The sequence below is a fragment of the Psychromonas ingrahamii 37 genome (assembly GCF_000015285.1).
Taxonomy (GTDB): Bacteria; Pseudomonadota; Gammaproteobacteria; order Enterobacterales; family Psychromonadaceae; genus Psychromonas; species Psychromonas ingrahamii.
Map to the genome: position 1 here is coordinate 3,693,111 of NC_008709.1, position 17,148 is coordinate 3,710,258.

16 protein-coding genes are annotated in these 17,148 nt (G+C 40.6%); 8 read left to right on the forward strand and 8 right to left on the reverse strand.

Going from position 1 to position 17,148, the window contains the following annotated elements; translation table 11 throughout:
* Window positions 1–36 precede the first annotated feature (36 nt).
* The 5 genes from ureE to tnpA all read left to right on the forward strand — a co-directional run bounded on the left by ureE (window position 37) and on the right by tnpA (window position 2,663).
* A complete protein-coding gene (gene ureE / locus PING_RS15430) occupies window positions 37–495 on the forward strand; it encodes an urease accessory protein UreE (RefSeq protein WP_011771251.1) in 459 nt (152 codons plus the stop codon).
* Complete coding sequence (locus PING_RS15435; RefSeq protein ID WP_232279370.1) at window positions 479–1,183, forward strand: urease accessory protein UreF; 705 nt, start codon at window positions 479–481, stop codon at window positions 1,181–1,183. The genes ureE and PING_RS15435 overlap by 17 nt, the downstream gene beginning before the upstream one ends.
* A gap of 44 nt (window positions 1,184–1,227) precedes the next feature.
* Entirely contained in the window at window positions 1,228–1,839 is a 612-nt protein-coding gene (ureG, locus tag PING_RS15440; RefSeq protein ID WP_011771253.1) for an urease accessory protein UreG, read from the forward strand.
* Between the two features lie 37 nt (window positions 1,840–1,876).
* Window positions 1,877–2,065: a hypothetical protein gene (locus PING_RS15445; protein ID WP_041766578.1), complete on the forward strand. Its 189-nt coding sequence runs from the start codon at window positions 1,877–1,879 to the stop codon at window positions 2,063–2,065.
* A 169-nt stretch (window positions 2,066–2,234) separates the two neighbouring features.
* Window positions 2,235–2,663, forward strand: a complete 429-nt coding sequence (tnpA, locus tag PING_RS15450; RefSeq protein WP_011771254.1) for an IS200/IS605-like element ISPin5 family transposase — start codon at window positions 2,235–2,237, stop codon at window positions 2,661–2,663.
* Window positions 2,664–3,319: 656 nt separating this feature from the next.
* On the opposite strand, the gene PING_RS15455 is transcribed toward tnpA, so the two are convergent.
* Both PING_RS15455 and PING_RS15460 read right to left on the reverse strand, forming a co-directional pair.
* Window positions 3,320–3,640, reverse strand: a complete 321-nt coding sequence (locus PING_RS15455; RefSeq protein WP_011771255.1) for a hypothetical protein — start codon at window positions 3,638–3,640, stop codon at window positions 3,320–3,322.
* 11 nt (window positions 3,641–3,651) lie between these two features.
* Window positions 3,652–4,116, reverse strand: coding sequence for a hypothetical protein (locus PING_RS15460; protein ID WP_011771256.1), 465 nt, complete (start codon window positions 4,114–4,116; stop codon window positions 3,652–3,654).
* A 558-nt stretch (window positions 4,117–4,674) separates the two neighbouring features.
* On the opposite strand from PING_RS15460, the gene PING_RS15465 reads away from it, so the two are divergent.
* Window positions 4,675–5,937, forward strand: coding sequence for an HD-GYP domain-containing protein (locus PING_RS15465; RefSeq protein ID WP_011771257.1), 1,263 nt, complete (start codon window positions 4,675–4,677; stop codon window positions 5,935–5,937).
* Window positions 5,938–6,593: 656 nt separating this feature from the next.
* Here PING_RS15465 and PING_RS15470 read toward each other — a convergent pair.
* Window positions 6,594–7,412, reverse strand: coding sequence for a shikimate 5-dehydrogenase (locus PING_RS15470; RefSeq protein WP_011771258.1), 819 nt, complete (start codon window positions 7,410–7,412; stop codon window positions 6,594–6,596).
* A gap of 528 nt (window positions 7,413–7,940) precedes the next feature.
* On the opposite strand from PING_RS15470, the gene map reads away from it, so the two are divergent.
* Together map and glnD are read left to right on the forward strand one after the other, a co-directional pair.
* A complete protein-coding gene (gene map / locus PING_RS15475) occupies window positions 7,941–8,729 on the forward strand; it encodes a type I methionyl aminopeptidase (protein WP_011771259.1) in 789 nt (262 codons plus the stop codon).
* 269 nt (window positions 8,730–8,998) lie between these two features.
* On the forward strand, window positions 8,999–11,608 hold the full coding sequence (gene glnD / locus PING_RS15480) for a [protein-PII] uridylyltransferase (RefSeq protein WP_011771260.1): 2,610 nt from the start codon (window positions 8,999–9,001) through the stop codon (window positions 11,606–11,608).
* A 130-nt stretch (window positions 11,609–11,738) separates the two neighbouring features.
* Here glnD and PING_RS15485 read toward each other — a convergent pair whose 3' ends face one another.
* The 5 genes from PING_RS15485 to pyrF all read right to left on the reverse strand — a co-directional run bounded on the left by PING_RS15485 (window position 11,739) and on the right by pyrF (window position 17,056).
* On the reverse strand, window positions 11,739–12,791 hold the full coding sequence (locus PING_RS15485) for an ABC transporter ATP-binding protein (RefSeq protein WP_011771261.1): 1,053 nt from the start codon (window positions 12,789–12,791) through the stop codon (window positions 11,739–11,741).
* Window positions 12,791–14,422: an ABC transporter permease gene (locus tag PING_RS15490; RefSeq protein ID WP_011771262.1), complete on the reverse strand. Its 1,632-nt coding sequence runs from the start codon at window positions 14,420–14,422 to the stop codon at window positions 12,791–12,793. Before PING_RS15490 ends, PING_RS15485 begins: the two co-directional genes overlap by 1 nt.
* Window positions 14,412–15,431 carry a Fe(3+) ABC transporter substrate-binding protein gene (locus PING_RS15495; RefSeq protein ID WP_011771263.1) on the reverse strand — a complete coding sequence of 340 codons (1,020 nt, stop codon included), beginning with the start codon at window positions 15,429–15,431 and terminating at the stop codon, window positions 14,412–14,414. The genes PING_RS15490 and PING_RS15495 overlap by 11 nt, the downstream gene beginning before the upstream one ends.
* A 182-nt stretch (window positions 15,432–15,613) precedes the next feature.
* Complete coding sequence (locus PING_RS15500) at window positions 15,614–16,300, reverse strand: MaoC family dehydratase (protein ID WP_011771264.1); 687 nt, start codon at window positions 16,298–16,300, stop codon at window positions 15,614–15,616.
* 51 nt (window positions 16,301–16,351) lie between these two features.
* Entirely contained in the window at window positions 16,352–17,056 is a 705-nt protein-coding gene (pyrF, locus tag PING_RS15505) for an orotidine-5'-phosphate decarboxylase (protein ID WP_011771265.1), read from the reverse strand.
* Window positions 17,057–17,148: the final 92 nt, after the last annotated feature.

Genomic DNA, 17,148 nt, shown 5'->3' on the forward strand with positions numbered 1-17,148 from the left:
ATTGCAGCTAAATAGTAACAAGAAAGGTGGAAAAAAATGTTACAAGTATTTGAAAGACTCGATCATACCCACGATGAAATCAGTGATTCAATTACTCTGGATCAGGATACCCGTAAAAAATCACGGATTAAAAGTGTCACCGATAAAGGGGCTAATATCGGTATTTTCGTTGAACGTGGTCACCCGCTATTAGTCGGGGAGATATTAAAAACAGAATGCGGTTTACTGATTGAAGTCAAAGGTAAAGCTGAAGATGTTTCAACCGCAGTGGCGAACGACTGGCTGAATTTCAGCAAGGTCTGTTACCACTTAGGGAACCGCCATACCACACTGCAAATCGGCGAGTTATGGGTACGTTTTAAGCCCGACCATGTGCTCGAGCAGCTGGCTGAAAATTACGGTTTATCGGTTAATAGTATACCGGCTGTTTTTGAGCCTGAAAATGGGGCCTACGGCGTGCGCAGCCACGGTCATAGCCATGCACATGACAGCTGATAAGCAAAGTTCTACGCTGAAACTTAACCGTTTACTGCAACTGTGCAGTGCCAACTTGCCGGTCGGCGGGTTTTCATTCTCCCAGGGGCTCGAGTATGCGGTTGAGATGAACTGGATAAGCGGCCAAAAAAGCACCTTTGAGTGGATTGAACTGAACTTAAGCGAGTCGCTCTCGCGCACCGATTTAGCCATTTTAAAACGCCTATATCAAGCCTTAGACAGCAGTGATTTTACAGCTTTTAAACTGGCTAACCAGCACCTTATCGCCTGCCGTGAAAGCAGTGAATTGCGTTTCGCGGATCTGGCCATGGGTAAAGCCTTTGTGCGTTTATTAAAGCAGCTAGACAGCCTCGACAGCGAGCCTTATTCAGAATTATTAAATGAACCAGAACTGAGTTTTGTCAGCGTATTTGCTATTAGCGCATACCTTTGTGAGCTGGATTTAACCGCGGCACAAAGCGGTTTTTGCTGGACCTATATTGATAACCAGGTTGCAGCAGCCACTAAATTAGTCCCTTTAGGGCAAACCCAGGCACAAAACCTTTTATTTGATTTAAGCGCAGAAGTGGATCATCTGTTGACCATCGCCAACCAATTAAAAGATCATGAAATAGGTGGTAGCTTACCGCGTTTAGCGATGGCCAGCGCCTGGCATGAAACCCAATACACGCGATTATTTAGATCCTAAAAAAAATTAGATCTTAAAAAATTTAACCAGAGAGATTATTTATTATGAGAAAAAAACAACTTTTACGTATTGGCGTCGGTGGCCCAGTTGGCTCAGGTAAAACCGCCCTGCTCAGCCAGTTATGCCTTGCACTCCGTGATAAATACGATATGGCTGTGGTCACCAATGATATCTATACCCATGAAGATGCGCAGTTTCTAACCCGCAATAATGCCCTGGCTGAAGATCGCATTATCGGCGTTGAAACGGGCGGCTGCCCGCATACCGCCATTCGGGAAGATGCCTCAATGAACTTAGCGGCAATCGATGATCTGCACGAACGTCATCCCAACCTGGATTTTGTATTAGTTGAAAGCGGCGGGGATAATCTCAGCGCAACCTTCAGCCCGGAGCTTTCGGACTTAACCTTGTATGTTATTGATGTCTCAGCGGGCGATAAGATCCCCCGTAAAGGTGGCCCGGGTATTACTAAGTCAGATCTGCTGATTATCAATAAAATAGATGTCGCAGATCTGGTCGGTGCGTCATTAGAGGTAATGGACAGAGATACCAAAAAGATGCGCGGCGACAGGCCTTTTGTGTTTAGTAATATGAAAACCCAGCAGGGTTTGGCTGAAATTATCGACTTTATTGAAACTGAAGGCATGCTTAAATAAGCACCCTATTATCGTCAACTTATAAAAAGGAAATATTATGAAATTTTTTACTTTTATCTTTACCCTACTTATCAGCGCACAAGGCTTTGCTCATCAAGATCACGCCCTTGGTGAAGGGTCATTACACCTTTTTTATCATGCCATTTTCTGGGGATTGTGTGCGGTTGTTACGGTGAAAGCGGTTGGTTATTTTAAGAATAAGAAAAATCAGAAAACAGAGAAATAAAGAGGCAACAGCTGTTGGCGATCGGCTGACAGCCAACAGATTTAGCCGGAGCTTCGCTAATAAGTGTTTGGTTTAACTTTATTAGTCTCCTGAAAAGGTTAAAACCCTCGGCTTTAGCCGGTCAGCTTTAGCTATAAAATCTTAATAGGTATTTGGTTAGGAGATGGGAATGGATTATCGATATGGTAGCCATACGGTTTTTAAGATTCAGTATCATTTTGTTTTTGTTACTAAATATAGGTATCAAGTTTTAAAAAGTGATGTTGGGTTGAAGGTCAGAGAATTAATCAGGCAAACATGTAATTCTTTTGAAATTGAGATTTTAAAAGAAGTTGTTAGCAAAGATCATGTTCATCTTTTAGTTTCAGCTCCCCCTAATATGGCACCAAGTAAAATAATGAGAAGGGTGAAGGGGAGATCCTCATCTAAACTATTTAAATGTTTCCCCAACTTAAAAAAGCGATACTGGGGGCGTCATTTTTGGTCTAGAGGATATTTTTATGTCACATCTGGGGGTGTTACTGAAGAAATGATTAAAGAGTATTTAGCCCATCATTTTGAGCCAAAAGTCGATGATAATTTTAGAACTGAGCACTAAAACAACGGGTCTTTGACCCGTATCCGGACTTTAGTCCATAGATCCTCACCCACCTACTTTAGTAGCTGGTTGTTGAGTTTTTGGAGTTTCACCTTTGACTGCTACTTTATTTTCTTCGATTCCTGACCGTCATTCTCGAGATGTTTAGTCGAGAATCTCAATGAATTTGTAACCTAGCTGATTTGATTGGTTTGCAGACTTTAGCTTGTAAGCGATTGGTTTAAATTTATTTACTAGTATTAGGCACTTAACGGCGTGCTGCAGGTCCCTACAGTTTGCATGGTGATGTTGATGACGCATCGGTTATTTATAGGCCTTCGCTGGTGAGCGCTTCCTTTAACTTTTATTGTTGGTTTTCCGCTCGTGACATTATGCTGCTGCATAATGTCACGAGCGGTCTAATCTCTGCGTACCCTGTTTTCTTTTGCTGTTGAAAGAGCATGACTCTCTCGAACTGCGAAACGGCGTTTCGGTTTTTCATCATCTACATGCCGTCAGGGCGGAATACCAACAAAAAAGTTAAACCAACAGCAACAAGCGAAAGCTTACAAACAACCGGCGCAGCTAGACAATTTCCAGACCACGTTGAGTGAGGCAACGAAAAAATAACTCGCCGTCAAGGCAGAATACCAATAGTGAAAGTGACAGCGAGCGAATCAATAAAGAAGATAAAATCCGGAGGTAAGAGCAAAGTTAACGACTATCGCCCCAACAATGCAACCCACCAGAATATTGGCTGAGAGATTCACACCTAGCCCTTTGTTCATCTTTGATAATATCCAGCCAAGAATTAAAAAAACGAGAATATCTATCACTCCATGAGTGACCCAATGGTGACCTGTCAAAGATTTCATTATTTCTAGAAGGGATTCCTGGTAAGTTTCTTTTAAAGTAACAAGAACAGCGCTGAAAACACTGGTAATGCTAAAAGACAAACCAAAACTTCTGGTATATTTTCCAATTTCTGTTTTTTCCATGATTCACCTCTTTATGACAGTTTAAATAGCAGCCCGATTTTAACCGCACTGGAAATGATGGCACCGGAACCTTCCATAAACAGGGAGATTGGAATAATGAAGCCTGATACCCATAGAAGAATCTTGCGTGCTGGCTTGCTGACGGCGATATTTTTGTTTGCGGCAATTGGAAGATAAGTGCCTAACAAAAGAAGCATCAGAAAAACATGCTCTTTAATTTCCATAAATATATTATGAGCAAAAGGCCATGGCCCGGATTTTATGATTTCTTTGTCAATGCCGTAATACACCACATACCAATATCCTCCAACTATATATGTTAGCCAGATCAGTATAGAGCAAAGAATACTTACATTTTTTATCCGTGTTACAGAGGCCTCACTAACATTCAGCGTATCAACAAAAACCCATAATGCGCACAGAATGGCAAGCACTCCGGTCATGGGATGCATCAACAACATAATGTTACTGTCCATTTTATTTCTCCTTCGGAAATTGAATAAGTTTGCTGTTTTTAACAGTATAGTAACAAAAAAAAATATGAGCAGATAAAAACAGCAAGCAGTCTTCTACCCAACCCAACGTTGATCGTAACTTTTTCCTGAGTACCGCACAAAAATGAGAGACACACACAACGAGAAACACAATGATAAATTTTGAGGGAATAAATTTGAACAGCTTCAGCTCGCTTCGAAGAAGTAAAGAACAGAGATATTACTCATAAAATAAGGTCTCTCAATTAAACTAACTTGGCTTTTTCAAGACTGTGGCATAACCCACCGACCGGACTAAAAATAAACCTCCTAATAAGTTTAGAACTGCTCAAAAAACAGGTACGTTATGATGGGTGTCTTCTTATTTTCATTCTTATTTTTCTACAGAAAAGCCGACTTTAGTGCATCTAAAAGAACGGCTGATATTTTATTATCCGAAGTTCACAATAAAATAATTCATCGAAGTAAAAGAAAATTTAAAGCGTATCCTAGGTTCCGTTGATAAAAAGTTAATGGAATCCAAATGGGAAGGATCGCAGTATGACAAATTTCAAACAAAAAGCGGCTATACGGATTGGCTGCGCAAGCCTGATATTGGCGATTATCTCCAGTGTTTTTGCCTGGTATATTTCTAAGGAAAACTTTGAAAAAAGTATTATTTCTTTGGCTTATGAAGAATCACACCGGTTAATCATGCATCACAAGTCTATTGATCAAAAAAGTGATAATGGAGAAACAGTTATTCAGCAAGGCGTGCAAACGTTAACGGGGGGATTGTTTGATATTGCTGAAATATATGATGTGAATGGCAAAAAGCTGGCTGAATCATTAACAGCTGAAGGCAAAAAAATAGAAGATCAACTTCCAGAGCATGTCTTCCTCAATACAAATAAATCTGAATATGAAAGTGTTACTTTAGCCAATGGAGAATGGGTTTTAACTGTATTTGTTCCTTTGCATTCATTAACAGAAACAAAACTCAATACCGATTTGGGTTATTTAGAAGGGGTGAGAATTGTTCCCGAATGGCAAAAAAAACAGATCTTCCAAAATTCTTTTATTGTATCAATGCTTGTCAGTCTTGCAGCCTTATTGTGCGGAATGATCATCTATCCAATCGTTGTAAGCCTGTCCAAGGAAAATGAAAATAAAACACTAGAGATACTAAACTCGCACATTGCAATGATGGAATCTTTGGGCCGCGCGATCGCAAAGCGGGATTCTGATACGGGTGCTCATAATTATCGTGTCGCCTGGATAGCGGCAAAGCTTGGTGAAGAAGTGGGTTTATCTGGAGGTAAAATGCAGTCTTTGATTGCCGGAAGCTTCCTGCATGATGTCGGAAAAATTGGTATCCCCGATGCGATTTTATTAAAGCCGGGTAAACTTTCAGAGTCAGAATTTGCAGTGATACGTACTCATGTTCAACAAGGCGAAGAAATCGTCATGGGGATGGGCTGGTTAGATGGCGCTAATGAAGTCGTTTCGGCTCATCATGAAAAGTGGGATGGCAGCGGCTATCCTAGAGCATTAAAACATGAAGAAATCCCTTTATCAGCACGCATTTTTGCAATAGCGGATGTCTTTGATGCCCTTTCTTCAAAACGCCCCTATAAAGAGCCGATGCCTTACGAAAAGGTGATGGATATTCTTAAGAAAGATACAGGCTCTCATTTTGACGCAACGCTAATGCGCCTTTTTGTTCCCATGTCCAAAGGTATCTCAGAGAAATTAAATGGCTTAAATGAAGATAAGGTGCGAGAACTACTTGAAGAGCGGGTACGTCAGCATTTCTATACCTGAAGTTTTTAGCAGTGGCGGAAGTAAAGAATAGCTGCCGCACAGCAGCACTTCCCCTTCTTGAACCCGCCGTCAAGGGCGGAATACAAACAAAAAAAGTTACCACAAATAAGGCTTGCCAATCACCAATGTGGCATCGACATGACCATACGGAGCATCGGAACTAGCAATACGCAATCAGGGCACAATACCAATAATAAAAATAAAACCCTCAGCTTTCAAGCAAACCGCAGGTCTGGTTGAATATAACCATAACCAATAGCTTCAGGTTGTATTCTGCGCAGCTGTATTTTAATCACCCGAACGACTTTCGGGCTGGCAACTTGACTGCTTTCAGGTGGCGCTTGTTTAATTAAGGGCAAACAGCAATACTAATACACCTAAAAGCAACGCCGGGATCCACAATAAGCGTTTTTTACAACTAAATTTAATGTTCATCTTTTAACGCAACCTTCCTTAGGAAAACCTAATTTAGATTAGACTCTTACCATGATTCTCCACGTTAACTTATTGATACAGTTCGTGATCAGCTAGCGCCATTTAACTTTATTCCTGCAGCAACCGTCAATAAAGTCGCCTTGTTTTTTATCGTTGTTGGCTTTTGTGCAACGCCTCTTTAAGGAGCGTCAGCCAACGATCAAAAGAAGACGCCATTTTTATCAGCTTCGAGAATATGTTGCTGCTTCCTCAAACAAGGCATCACTAGGGCGAATACCGGTATATAGGACAAATTGCTCTACTGCCTGCAATGCAAACACTTCACTGCCGGTGATCACTGTTTTTCCCTGTGATTTGGCATAACTTATCAATGGGGTAATGGCGGGCAGTGCAACGACATCAAAAACAATCTCTGCAGTATCCACTTCACTTTCCGTAAAAGAGAGGGCATTTTCATCCGGGCCTCCGGACATGCCAATTGGTGTTACGTTAATCAGTAGATCGGCTTCCAGTCCTTGCGTATCAGGGAGCCACTGATAACCACTTAATTGCGCTAATTTCTTACCCCTTTTTTCGCTTCTGGCGACAATGTAACCGTGAGGGAAACCCGCATCTTTTAACGCACAGGCAACCGCTTTTGCCATTCCGCCACTGCCTTTTAATGCAAAGACCAGATCTTTGTTCAGCTGGTATTGTGATAACAAGGTAGCGATAGCTATATAGTCGGTATTATAGGCTTTAAGGTAACCCTTTTCATTGACGATCGTATTCACTGAGTTGATTGCTTTTGCCGATGGGTCCAATTCATCTACCAATTCGATAACCTCCTCTTTAAACGGCATAGATATCGCGCAGCCGCGAATACCAAGGGCCCTTACACCCCCAATGGCACCGGGTAAATCCGTGGTTGAAAAAGCTTTGTACAAATAATCCAGATCCAGCGCCTGATATAAAAAATTGTGGAAACGGGTACCGAAATTACTAGGCCTTGCGGCAAGAGACATACATACTTTAGTCTCTTTATTGATAACTTGGGTCATGAGGGGGACTCCTTAAATAATATGTTCAATCGTTTATAACACTCATTGGTGGTCGAAAAATAAGCACTATAATGCCAAGATAAAACTTGCTGGGAAACTGATAAACCCGTAAATTGAGGCAAGTAAAAATTGCAGCCTTGTCATAAAAACAGTTATTTTTTAACGGTGAAAAGCCTCTAACCATAAAATAAAGGCTTTAAATTTAGGCCGCATCAATCTTCCTTTAAAAAAAATAAGCTTATTCTTTATTTCTGCAGGAACGCGGGCAAAGAAGACTTACCAAAAGTCAATACGCTATCAACCGAACATTGCTTTTGTTTTAGCGACGCCTTTTTCAGCCGTTGAGGTTAAAGCGAGGCTGGTTTAAAAGCAATAAAAAACAACAAGTTGATAACCAAAAGGCAGCTGACACTACTCTTTTACGGCTATTCCCATATCAATAAAAGGATTTAACTTCGCTGGCTTCATTGCGATAAATTCTTTATAGTAATATTTAAATTTATAAGTAACAATTAAAGAGAATAAAATATGACTGGAATCATTAAAACATCCGAAGAAATCGAAAAAATGCGTATTGCCGGACAACTGGCTGCAGATGTATTGACGATGATCGAACCTTTTATTCAAATAGGGGTCACGACTAATGAATTGGACAAAATCTGCCATGATTATATTGTTGACGTACAAGGCTGTATCCCGGCACCTTTAAATTACCACGGTTTTCCAAAATCAGTCTGTACATCGGTTAACTATGTAGTCTGTCATGGTATTCCCAATGATAAAGCATTAAGGGACGGGGATTCAATAAACATTGATATCACGGTTATTAAAGATGGTTATCACGGTGATACGTCAAAAATGTTTTTCGTTGGTAAACCTTCTATTCAAGCGGAACGTCTAGCACGTATTACGCAGGAATGTTTATATCTGGGAATTAATTTAGTAAAACCCGGCGCACGCTTGGGCGATATCGGTGCAGCAATTCAAAAACATGCAGAAAAAAACAGTTATTCTGTAGTGCGTGAATACTGTGGTCATGGTATTGGCACTGGCTTTCATGAAGAGCCACAAGTATTACATTATGGTAAAGCCAATACAGGCGAAGTGATTAAAGTAGGCCAGTGCTTTACTATTGAGCCGATGATCAATGCGGGTAAAAAAACCTGTAAAGTCCTTGGTGATGATTGGACTGTTATTACAAAAGATAAAAAATTATCGGCACAATGGGAACATACTTTATTAGTCACTGAAACTGGTGTAGAGATATTAACCCTGCGCCCTGAAGAAACCATTGCACGTGTTATTAATCATAACTAATTTAAATCCTAAAAATTAAACCTTTCTTCATTCTAATACCAATTCCACTCATTAGATGGTCTATTTAGGTGTAGGAAAAATGGATGAAAGCAAGGCATTGATTGCAGTAACTAGTTATTCTAATTATAAAATCAATAGCACAGACTAAAACAGAGTTTTATGTCTAGCTAGCATCCATTTTAACCAGCATAAATGAATAGAAAATGAGTAGATTTGGTATATTAGGTGTTTTACACCCATCATTTAGTTCTAATTAAGCAGAGGTTACAATGGATTTTGAAGCGCTTGCCCCAAACAATATACCCGAAGATGACCTGACGCTGCCCTTCCTAAAAAATCATTTAAAGGAATTCCACGAATGGCAGGTTGAGTGCTTTTATAAAAAACATAAAATCGCCGACATTGTGACACTGCGGGCACATTATATTGATCAACTGTTAACACGTTTGTGGAAATATGCGGGACTCGCATTAAGTGAAAATATCTGCCTTGTGGCTGTCGGAGGTTATGGTCGCGGTGAACTGCATCCTAAATCTGATATTGATCTCCTTATTCTTTCAAAAGAAGGATTTGATGAAGAATCAGAAAAAAAGATAAGCGCCTTTATTACTCAATTATGGGATCTAAAACTCGATATTGGTAACAGCGTACGTACCTTAAAAGATTGTTTTGAACAGGGTAGTGCGGATATTACGGTTGCAACCAGTATGCTCGAAGCGCGTTATATCAGTGGCAATAAACAAGCGTTTGAAAAGCTGACGGCACTCATTGAAGATAAAGATTTTTGGCCTTCGGATCGGTTCTTTACGGTTAAAAAAGAAGAACAAATTAAGCGTCATAAAAATTGCCGCGGTGATGGTTATAACCTCGAACCGGATCTTAAAAATGGCAGTGGCGGTTTACGTGACATTCAAACTATTGCATGGATTGCCAAACGTCATTTTGGTGTCAACAGCCTGATAGAATTAACTGGTTCCAACTATATAACCCAAGGGGAATACCGTGAATTAGTCGACTGTCAGGCAATGCTTTGGACAATTCGGTTTGCGCTGCATTCTGTTACAAATCGACCCGATAATCGTCTGCTGTTTGATTATCAGACCGAGGTTGCACGTATGCTTGGTTATTCAGGATCTGGTAATACTGCTATTGAGCAGATGATGAAAGCGTTTTATCAAACTATCCATCGCGTAAAAGAGCTCAATGAGATGTTACTGCAATATTTTGATGAAGCTATTTTAGGTAATATTCCAACGCACATTGAATCTATTGATGAAAATTTTCAATTGCGCGAAGATATGATTGAGCTAAAAACCACCTCATTATTTAACGAACAACCAGAATCAATCCTACAGCTATTCCTGCATATCGCTGAAAATCCCAAAATTAAAGGGATCTACTCTCCCACTCTGCGTGAACTTCATGGCGCACGACGCTGCTTAACACACTGGTTGCAGGACATTCCCGAGTGCCGTGATATTTTTATGGAAATTATCAGGCACCCGCGGGGAATCGGACTGGCATTCACCCTGATGCACAAATATGGCATTCTAGCGGCTTATATTCCACAGTGGAGCCGAATTGTCGGACAGATGCAGTTTGACTTGTTTCATGCTTACACCGTTGATGAGCATACCCATAAATTGATTAAGAATATTTGCAACTTTAACGAGAATAAACAGATATACCCTATAACCACTGACATTTTTAATCAGTTAGATAAACCTGAACTCCTTTATATAGCGGCTATTTTTCATGATATTGCTAAAGGGCAAAAGGGAGATCATTCTACATTGGGAGCGGTTGATGCACGGGCATTTTGTGAATTACACGGACTCACTCGCTATGAGAGTAAAACAGTTGCCTGGTTAGTTAAGCAACATCTCACCATGTCGGTAACGGCGCAACGTCGCGATATCAGTGATCCGCGGGTGGTCATTGAATTTGCAAAAATAGTGCGCGATGAAAAGCGCTTAAACCTATTACAATGCTTGACCGTTGCTGATATTCGCGCCACCAATGAAGAAACCTGGAACAGTTGGAAAGCGGCTTTATTACGCGATTTATATTTAAGTACCTTAAAAGTACTGCGGCGCGGATTGGAAAGCCCGCCGGATATTCGTGATCGGATCCGCGACAGGCAACGTAAGACTCTGGTTCTTTTACGCCAGCAAGGTGTTACAGACTCTCAAGCAAAAACACTTTGGAAACGCTTTAAGCTCGATTATTTTTTCCGTTATCGCTCGAAACAAATAGCTTGGCATACTAAAAATCTTTTAGCCCATAAAGATCATAGTCGACCAATGGTTTTAATCAGTGAGCAAAAAAGCAGTGAGGCAACTGAAATTTTTGTCTATCATAAAGAGATGCCAGCGTTATTTTCCAGCGTTGTCACTGTTATTGATAATAAAAAACTCAGTATTCATGATGCAAAAATTCTCTCAAGCAGAGATGATTTTTCATTAAGTACTTTTACTGTATTGGAAGAGGACGGTAGCCATATTGATCCTGAGAAAATTCAGCGCCTCAAAAAAGAAATCGAAATGGCACTGCTTGCGCCAGAAAAAGTCAATAGACAACAAACTCGCCTGGCACGTGTTAAACGCCAATTCAAATTTGAACCGCAAGTGACTTTTTTACCCACACGCCGTAAACGCACCCAAATTGAACTGGTCGCTTTTGATGCACCGGGAATTTTAGCTGATATTGGCGAGATTTTCAGATTCAGCGGCATGGTTCTTTTTACGGCTAAAATAACCACCATTGGCGAGCGTGCGGAGGATCTCTTTATTATTTCAACGGCCGAAGGGAATGCACTGACTGAGCAGCAGGAAGAAAACTTAAAAGCCCAGTTGATGATCAAGCTTAGCCCTGACTGATAAAAATTTGCAGCAACTAATTAATGGCGGAAACTCGCCATTAATTTTATTCTGTTTCAAAGGTTACAAAATCATGGCTGAGCTTTAAGGCTGCGAGCTTCGAGCTTCTAATACAGTCAACGAAATTTTATTATTCTGTTTGGAAGGCAACAAAATCATGGCTTAATACAATCAACGAAATTTTATCTCCGACCTTCAACTGCATACAGTTACCATAATGATTACTCTGCTTAACGATATAATGCTTACTTAAATAGACAATGCTGACATGCTGGTATGCGCCTAAGAAATCAACCTTTTTGATAGTCCCTTTGCCAACGGGATCAACTTCAACTGCGAGCTGCTCGGGTCGTAATAACAGGGTTAATGGTGTATTTATTGGGTGTTCAATAATAGCATTGCAGTTGAGTAAACCAAGATCGGACTGGTAAGAGTATTTATCCTTTACCGTGACCCTGAGATAATTACTCAAGCCCATAAAATCAGCCACATACCTTGAGTTGGGATGACTGTATAACATTTGAGCAGTATCAATCTGCACTATTTTACCCGACCGCATCAAAGCAATTCTATCTGCAAAAGCAAAACCTTCCTCTTTAGAATGAGTAACAAATAATGCGCTCATGGAATGCGCTTTAAGTAACTGTCTGATTTCATCGATTAACTGAAAACGAACATGCGGGTCTAAGTTCGAGAAAGGTTCATCTAATAGCATTAATTCAGGTTGATAAGCCAGCGCACGGGCAATCGCAATACGCTGCTGCTGTCCGCCGGAAAGTTGATGTGGAAAACGATCGGCATAATCCTTTAGTCGTACCAGGGTTAATACTTCAGTAACCAGTTTTCGTTGCTCGCTACGGCTCAGTTTCTGTAATGAAAACGCGATATTGTCAAAAACATTAAGATGGGGGAAAAGTGCATAATCCTGAAAAATCAAACCTACTTTTCGTTCTTCCGGTGGAATATTAATGCCTGTATTATTAACGGTTTTAGCATTTATTTGTATCTCGCCGGAAAGATCGAGCTGTAACCCGGCAATCGCCCTTAACAGGGTTGTTTTACCACAGCCACTCTCCCCTAATAAACACACTATTTCATTATTTGCGAGTTCTAAATCCAGAGAATTAAGCACTTGGTTCTTTTGATAAAAACAACTTAATTTATTAACAATAAGGGTGGACATTAAGAGGATTTCTCCATTAAACGGCTGACAACAATAAAAGGCACAAGCCCTATTAAAACAATTAATAAAGCGGGTAAGGCTGCATATTCTATCATCTCATCAGAAACAAATTGATAAGCATAAGTTGCCAGCGTTTCAAAATTAAACGGGCGCAATAATAAAGCCGTAGGCAGTTCTTTCATAGCCTCGATAAAAACCAAAATAAAGGCACTTAACATTCCTCTTGTGATTAACGGCAAATCAACGCGGCGAATGGTTTGTGCCGCACTTTGCCCAAGCGTACGCGAGGCACTGTCCAATGACGGAGAAACTTGAGCCAGACTGCTGTCGATACTACCAACGGCTATCGCACTAAAGCGCACTAAATAACCGGCCACTAAAATGAACAGCGTACCGGAAAACAGCAGCCCTACTCTTGAATAACCATACTCAACAAGCTGTCTGTTGAGCCACAAATCTAAACTGGTGAAGGGAATAAGCACTGCGATCGCAACTACGGTACCGGGCAGTGCATAACCTAAAGAGGATAATCGTATTGTAGCTTTAGCCGATACTCCCGGTGATAAGCGCTGGTAGAAATTAACAATTAATGCGATTAATAGTGCTAAAGAGGCAACAATGGTTGCCAGCCAAACACTGTTTAGGGTGTATTTCCATAAAGAAAGGTTAAATGACTGGCTGAAATAGAGGCTCGCATAATAAAACAAAACCGCTAAAGGCAGAATAAAAGCAAAAAATAACAGTCCCCAGGAAAAGCTTAATACACCCCACTTCTGCCAGCCCTGTAAAACAAAACGTAACTCGGTATGGGTTGAACCACTACCTTGGTATAATTTTTGTCTGCGGCGGCTGTAATTTTCGAGACTGATTAAAATAACCAGAGCCAATAACATCAGTGATGATATTTTTGCAGCGGTCGTCAAACTGCCTAACTCTAGCCAGGTATTATAAACGGCCGTGGTTAAGGTGCTGACTGAAAAATAATGAACTGTTGCAAAATCACCCAATGTTTCCATCGCAATTAATGATAATCCCACCGCAAGAGCAGTACGAGAAAGCGGTAAGGAGACACGTAAAAAAGCACGCATAGGTGATAAGCCCAGAGTACGGGCAGCTTGAAATAATCCACCCGATTGACCTAAAAAAGCACCCCGCAATAACAAATATAAATAAGGATAGAGCGCTAAGCTTAAAATAATGATGGCGCCGGAAATAGTACGAATATCGGGAAAATAATAATCAGATGTCTGTTGCCAGCCCATTAATGCACGTAAAAAATGCTGCACTGGACCTGAAAAGTCCATCAAGTCAGTGTATACAATGGCAATGATATAAGGCGGAAGAGCCAGCGGTAGCATTAATGCCCACTGCAGAATGCTACGACCGGGGAATTCGCAACAGGCAACAAACCAGGCAACGGGCAGTGCAAAAATACAACTTAAAGTAATCACTCCTAAAACCATAAGTAATGTATTTAAACTGTAATCCCACAATACTGTATCAATTAAGTGTTGAAAACTACCACTATCATCGATCTGAAAAGCACTTAAAATAAGTGCTAATATGGGCGTAATTAAAAGGCAAGTTACTGCCCATGGCAGTAACTTGTAAAGATTTATTCTAGAGATCAAATTTCACTTCATCCAGTAACTTAACGGCTGTTCGATGCTGCTTGGCAATATCAGAAAGCGAAATGGAATCTGCTTTGAATTCGCCCCATGATCCGACTAATTCAGAAGGAGCCACGTTTGCATTTACAGGATACTCGTAATTAGCTTCTGCGTAAATCTGTTGGGCAGTTTCACCTGATAAAAATTCCATCAGTTTAATGGCGCTTGCTTTATTAGGTGCATACTTAGTCAATACCACACCACTGACATTAATATGTGAACCGGTTGTTGTCTGATTCGGGAAGTTAATATTGACCGCTTCAGCCCAACTTAACTGTTGCGGATCGGCAAGCATCTTACCCAGATAATAACTGTTACCTAAGGCATAATCACAGAGGCCATCTTTAATCGCTTTCACTTGAGCACGATCATTACCCTGGGGTTTACGCGCAAGATTCGCTTTTAGGCCTTCAAGCCAGGTTTTTGCATTTGCCTTACCTTCATGAGCAATCACAGAAGCAAGCAGTGATACATTGTAAGGATGCTTGCCTGCACGCATACATACTTTACCTTTAAACTCCGGGCTGGCTAAATCTTGATAGGTAATATTCGGCGTTGGCCCAACCCGCTCAGCAGAAGAGTAAATATTGCGTACCCGTGTTGTTAATGCAAACCAATGCTGTTGCGGATCGCGATACTGGCTGGGGATATTTTCGGTTAATATTTTACTGTCAACGGATTGCGTAAGACGCTCATCATTGATCATCATTAAGCGGCTAAAATCTGAGGTTAATACGAGATCCGCAGGCGATAATTTCCCTTCACGTTTGACACGCTCAATCAAACCACTTTTGGCAAATAATATATTTACTTTAATGCCCGTTTGTTTAGTGAATTTTTCCATAATAGGCTCGATCAGAAAAGGCTGACGAAATGAGTAAATATTTACTTCTTCAGCATAAGCGGTAAAGCTGCTGACACTTAAGGTTGAGAAAATGGCGGCAGAGGTAAGTAATTTTTTTATAAACATTATATTGTCCTAAATGGTAATAATTCACGATACAATAATAATAATGATAATCATTACCATTTGCAAGCGGTTTTCTATTTTATTGAGGTTTTCTTGATTTAAGTCAATATAACCCTGTACTAAAGAAGCTGTTCAACAGAAAAATGTAACGGATATAAGCTCTCTTTGTCATCGTACCCAATTTAAAAATAAACACGTACCACAGATACCGCAACACAGCCCGGGCGGCGAGTGTTTTTTATTTCAACGGAAATCTCTTTTTCTATTTCTAAACCACTCTTGACTGGGGTCACTTTAATTAAGCGACTATGCGCTCGAATAACACTGCCTGTTTTAACCGGATAGGGGAAACGAACCTGGTTAAGACCATAATTAACCATCATTTTTGCATTTGGATAAAGTGGCTTTGTAGGATTCACACTATCGGTTAAACGCGGTAATAGCGACAAAGTTAAAAAACCATGGGCAATGGTTGTTTTAAAAGGAGAATCCGTTTTTGCCTTTTCAACATCGTTATGCAGCCACTGATGATCTTCAGTAACATCAGCAAACTGGTCAATTCTCTGTTGAGAAACCGTTAACCAGTCACCGACGTGCACTTCTTCTCCGATTTGACTTTGCAAAGAGAAAAACAGCTCCCTTACCTCGGGTAACAACTGTACCGGTTTTTGCGCCACATTGACCGACTGGCCATCTTCTAACACCGCATATTCTTTCACCCACAATAAGAGCTGGCTTTTATTGTGATAGGCATTTTTAATAAATAATGAATAATAATCTCGAATAGAGGGAGACATCCATTTTTTAAAGTCAATGGCAAATTTTTCCATAAATTCAATTTTATATTTATTCATATCAAACTTTTTCATTTAACAATTCCAAGTTAATGGTGGAAGATATGTGCTTGTCACGCAACACCGTCAAACTAGACTGTCATTAATATTTTTTAATACTTCAACAGGATTTGTCGCCCGTGTGATTGGTCGGCCAATAACCAGATAATCAGAACCGGCATCAATTGCTTGCTTGGGTGTCATAATTCGGCGCTGATCACCGGCATCAGAGCCCATTGGACGAATTCCTGGTGTTATTAACTTAAACTCAGCACCTAATAAGGTTTTTAATTCCTGCGCTTCATGGGCCGAACATACGACACCATCCAGACCGCTTAATTTAGCCAGCTTAGCGAGACGCTTTACCTGCTCTGCGGGGGATAATTCAATACCCAACTCTTGTAAGTCGCTTTGATCCATACTGGTTAACACTGTCACTGCAATTAATAGCGGTGCATTAGTACCATAAGGCTCTAGAATTTTTTTTGCCGCCTCCATCATGCGCCGTCCTCCGCTGGCATGCACATTCACCATCCACACACCTAAATCAGCAGCCACTTTAACAGCACTGGCAACGGTATTGGGAATATCGTGAAATTTGAGATCTAAAAAAACATCAAACTCCTTGGCAACTAACTGCTTAACAAATTCAGGACCAAAATGGGTAAACATCTCTTTACCAACTTTTAAGCGGCAATGTTTTGGATCCAACTGGCTGATAAAGTGCAATGCCTGCTGTTTATCCTGATAATCTAATGCAATAACGACTTTAGGATCTACTAACTGATTCATTCTATTTCCTATAATTTACATATTAAGGCGAGAAGGCTGGAAAGCTAGAAGGCGTTCCAGCCTTCCTACTTTCCAGCGCTCCAGCCTTTAAG

Coding starts and splice junctions, on each gene's coding strand:
- ureE (WP_011771251.1), top strand. CDS start 37: ATGTTACAAGTATTTGAAAGACTCGATCATACCCACGATGAAATCAGT.
- PING_RS15500 (WP_011771264.1), bottom strand. CDS start 16,300: ATGAAAAAGTTTGATATGAATAAATATAAAATTGAATTTATGGAAAAA.
- PING_RS15435 (WP_232279370.1), top strand. CDS start 479: ATGCACATGACAGCTGATAAGCAAAGTTCTACGCTGAAACTTAACCGT.
- PING_RS15470 (WP_011771258.1), bottom strand. CDS start 7,412: ATGACCCAAGTTATCAATAAAGAGACTAAAGTATGTATGTCTCTTGCC.
- PING_RS15445 (WP_041766578.1), top strand. CDS start 1,877: ATGAAATTTTTTACTTTTATCTTTACCCTACTTATCAGCGCACAAGGC.
- PING_RS15485 (WP_011771261.1), bottom strand. CDS start 12,791: ATGTCCACCCTTATTGTTAATAAATTAAGTTGTTTTTATCAAAAGAAC.
- PING_RS15455 (WP_011771255.1), bottom strand. CDS start 3,640: ATGGAAAAAACAGAAATTGGAAAATATACCAGAAGTTTTGGTTTGTCT.
- tnpA (WP_011771254.1), top strand. CDS start 2,235: ATGGATTATCGATATGGTAGCCATACGGTTTTTAAGATTCAGTATCAT.
- ureG (WP_011771253.1), top strand. CDS start 1,228: ATGAGAAAAAAACAACTTTTACGTATTGGCGTCGGTGGCCCAGTTGGC.
- PING_RS15465 (WP_011771257.1), top strand. CDS start 4,675: ATGACAAATTTCAAACAAAAAGCGGCTATACGGATTGGCTGCGCAAGC.
- PING_RS15495 (WP_011771263.1), bottom strand. CDS start 15,431: ATGTTTATAAAAAAATTACTTACCTCTGCCGCCATTTTCTCAACCTTA.
- map (WP_011771259.1), top strand. CDS start 7,941: ATGACTGGAATCATTAAAACATCCGAAGAAATCGAAAAAATGCGTATT.
- PING_RS15460 (WP_011771256.1), bottom strand. CDS start 4,116: ATGGACAGTAACATTATGTTGTTGATGCATCCCATGACCGGAGTGCTT.
- glnD (WP_011771260.1), top strand. CDS start 8,999: ATGGATTTTGAAGCGCTTGCCCCAAACAATATACCCGAAGATGACCTG.
- pyrF (WP_011771265.1), bottom strand. CDS start 17,056: ATGAATCAGTTAGTAGATCCTAAAGTCGTTATTGCATTAGATTATCAG.